Raw genomic sequence first — 3,448 nt, forward strand, 5'->3', positions numbered from 1 at the left:
ACAACGTCTTGTTGTACCAGGTGCCCATGATGCTCAGCCCCTTGGGCAGTCCGTACACCTTGCCGTCTACCGTGAAGCCCTCCAGCGCCTCCGGGGTGAAGCGGTCCAGGATGTCCATGCCGCTCAGATCCTGCAGGTAACCGGCGGCGACCAGCTCCTCGAGCTGGCGCATCGGCCACCATTCGAAGAAGTCCGGTCCTTCGCCGGAGGCGAGCTGGACGAGCAGCGTCTTCGTATACGGGTCCTCCGGGAGCATCTCGGGACGCAGGGTGACGCCAGGGAAGCGCTCGGCTACGGCCTGCGGGAGCTGGCGCATGACGAACGGGTTGCTGTCCTCTCCGTCTCCCGCCACGCCCATATGCAAATAACGGATGACCGTTTGACTAGATTCGGGGGCGTCCGGGGACGCGCTGTCACGGCAGCCGGCAGTCAGGAGCAGCAACGCAGCCATGAGCGGCAGGATGCGACGATTCGCCAACGCCCTCCCTCCTTTTGAACAAAGTATGCTACAATTATACTTAAAAACGCTTACATGGAGAAGTGCCCGATGAAATTCGCCTGGGGTCTCAAAAATCGCCTGCTGGTAGCGCTGCTGCTGCTCTCGCTCATCCCGATCGTTGTGGTCGTCATCGTCACCAGCCGCAACTATGCGACGCTCGTCGAGCATCAGGTGGAGCAGGTCTCAGCCAACATCCTGGAGCGATCGATGATCCGTCTGGCCAATCAGCTCGAGGAGATCGGCCGCGTCTCCGAATATATCGCCTATCAGCAGACGGCGGGTGCGGACCCCGTGCTGTCGTTCCTCCGGCAGTACGCCCTTCCTGGCGGGGCGGCGCCCTACGACCGGCTGCGCCATGAGCGGGAATTCCGCGCCAGCACGGAAAGTCTGCTGCTCAGCCATGGCTACATCGAAGGCTTGTACCTGTTCGCCGAGGATGGCACGGTCTTCTCCAGCACCAAGGGCTCGGAGCTGCGGCCGGGCTATGCCTATGCCGAATCAGACTGGTATCGGCGGACGCTGGAGCGCCAGGGCGGGCTCTACGTCAGCGAGATGGCGCAGCAGCCGTTCCTGCTGTTGGAGTATCCGTCGATCACCTTCTCGCGCACCCTCTACGATCCCAAGACCAAGCAGCGGATCGGCGTGCTGCTAATCAATTGCGGCTCGGGATTGTTCGAGGAGCTGAGGAACGGCGTGCTCGACGACCAGCGGATCAGCGTCCTGAGCGCCGGCGGCGGCTTGCTATACGGCACGGCAAGCGACGAGGCGGCAGCCGTGCCTGCAGATGGGCGAGAGAGCGACGAGATGGCGAATGTGTCGGCGGAAGGGCAAGCCATCGACGAGACGTCGATGATGCCGGCGGCGGGACAGGCGAGCGGCTCCTGGCTCGATGAGCGAAGCGACCGGCTGTACGTCTACGACACCTTCTCGGCGTATGACTGGCGGATGGTCATCTCGGTCTCGCTCGCCTCGGTGGCGCAGCAGGTCCGCTCGATGCAGACGTTCGCCATCGGCTTCGGGATCATCTGGGCGATCGTTGCCATCGCACTCTCGCTCTGGATCGCTAATGCCTTCTCCAAGCCAGTCAGCCGGATCGCCCTGCTAATGAAAAACTACGACAAGGCGCAGCCGCCCTCCGCCGACATCGGGGCATATGCCGCCCGCACCGACGAGATCGGCATCCTGTACGGACAGTACGCCAGCATGCTGGACAAGATCGATACGCTCATCCACGAGCGCTACAGCAGCCAGCTTATCGCCATGTCGGCGAAGATGAAGGCGCTGGAGGCGCAGATCAACTCGCACTTCCTGTTCAATACGCTGGCGACGATCAACAGCATCGCCGAGCTGGAGTCTGTCGACAGCGTCGCCGAGGTGTCCAAGGCGCTCGGCAATATGTTCCGCTACAGCATCAAGCTGGGTCGGGACGAGGTGACGCTGCGGGAGGAACTGGCGCATGTCGCCGACTACATGCTCATCCAGTCGTATCGCTACGGGGAGCGAATCCGCGCCGAGATCGCTATCCCGGATGAGCTGATGGAGCGACGGATGCTGAAGCTGCTCCTGCAGCCGATCGTGGAGAATGCCGTCTTCCACGGTCTCGAGCCGAAGAAGGGCAAGGGTATCGTCCGCATCACGGCAGGAGAGGACGAGCGCGGCGCCTGGATCGAGGTAGCCGATGACGGCGTCGGCATCGCCGCGCCGAAGCTGGCGCGCCTGCACGAGATGCTGGGCGCGCCGCCGACCTTCGAGCAACTCGACCCGCAAGCAGGCGATGCCCGCTCGATCGGCATCTATAATGTCCATGCGCGTCTCTCGCTATACTATGGCGAGCCTCACGGCGTCGAGGCGCGTAGCGACGGCGAAGGACTGGGGACGCGCATCCGTCTCCTCCTCCCTGCGAGCGACCCTAGCTAACGTACATCCGGGTGTGGGCAGCAATGGCAGGGAGGCAGCCGATCAGGCCTGCGTCTCCGCCTCCCGGCGAGCAGTCCGGGGTAGCGAATCGGTCAGGGCATGAGCAGCACCTACGGTCAGTCATCTAAGAGCAATAAGGGGGAGTCATCGATGTACAGATATGTCGTAATCGACGACGAGACATTGATCCGGCGTGCCATCGTCAAGAAGATCGCCTCGCTAGGTCTGCCCCTCGCCTGGGTAGGCGAGGCCGAGGACGGCGAGGAGGGACTGGAGCTGGCGCTGCGGGAGATGCCCGATCTCGTCTTTACCGATATGCGGATGCCGGCGATGGATGGCGTCTCCCTGCTGCGCGAGCTCTCCGAGCGCCAGCCGCAGATGGCGCTGATCGTCATCAGCGGCTACTCGGACTTCGAGTATACCCGGGAGGCGATCGGCGCCAATGTCGTCGATTATATCCTGAAGCCATTCGATAACCGCGAGCTGCGGGCCTCGCTGGACAAGGCGCTGGCCTTCCTGCAGAGACAGACGGCGCAGCGCGAAGCGGAGCATGCGCATGCGCTGGCCGTCGAGGGCGAACGGCTGGCGGCCTGGTTGTGCCGGAGCTGCGCCGATGAGCGGGCGCCGCTGCGCGCCGAGCAGTACGGCGCGGAGCCGATCCGGGCGCTGCTCGCCGCAGAGTCGCTCGCCGTGGGTGTGCTCGCGGCAGCGGAGGCGCCCTTCGACGTTGGCGGCAGCGAAACGGCGTATAGCGGCAGGGTAGGTAGCGGAACGGAGGCAGAGTCGCGTGCCGTCGGCGTGCTCGCGGCAGCGGCTGCGTCGCCCTTTGGCGTGGACGGCGCAGGCATGCTGTGGCTGCCGCATCCCGAACGCCCTGAGGTGAGGCTGCTGCTCGTCGGTACTCAGAGCGGGGCAGGGCAGCTCGTGCTCGACCGGCTGCGACGCATGGTCGCGGCAGCGGAGCGCGCTGGCGACGGCGCTCTTGCCGCTGCGAGTCGGGCCTGCGGCCGCCCGGAGGCGCTGCGCGCCGCA

3 protein-coding genes are annotated in these 3,448 nt (G+C 64.7%); 2 read left to right on the forward strand and 1 reads right to left on the reverse strand.

The window, feature by feature from the left end:
* Positions 1-478 (reverse strand): ABC transporter substrate-binding protein (locus PA598K_RS36290; RefSeq protein WP_185602071.1); only part of this gene is annotated, 478 nt, incomplete at its 3' end.
* Positions 479-547: 69 nt separating this feature from the next.
* Between PA598K_RS36290 and PA598K_RS17840 the strand changes: the two genes are divergently transcribed.
* Complete coding sequence (locus PA598K_RS17840) at positions 548-2,416, forward strand: cache domain-containing sensor histidine kinase (RefSeq protein ID WP_185602072.1); 1,869 nt, start codon at positions 548-550, stop codon at positions 2,414-2,416.
* A 150-nt stretch (positions 2,417-2,566) separates the two neighbouring features.
* Positions 2,567-3,448, forward strand: an 882-nt coding sequence (locus tag PA598K_RS17845; RefSeq protein WP_185602073.1) for a response regulator, incomplete at its 3' end; no start/stop codon positions are given.

This window comes from Paenibacillus sp. 598K (assembly GCF_003851045.1).
In the GTDB taxonomy this organism is placed as follows: Bacteria; Bacillota; Bacilli; order Paenibacillales; family Paenibacillaceae; genus Paenibacillus_D.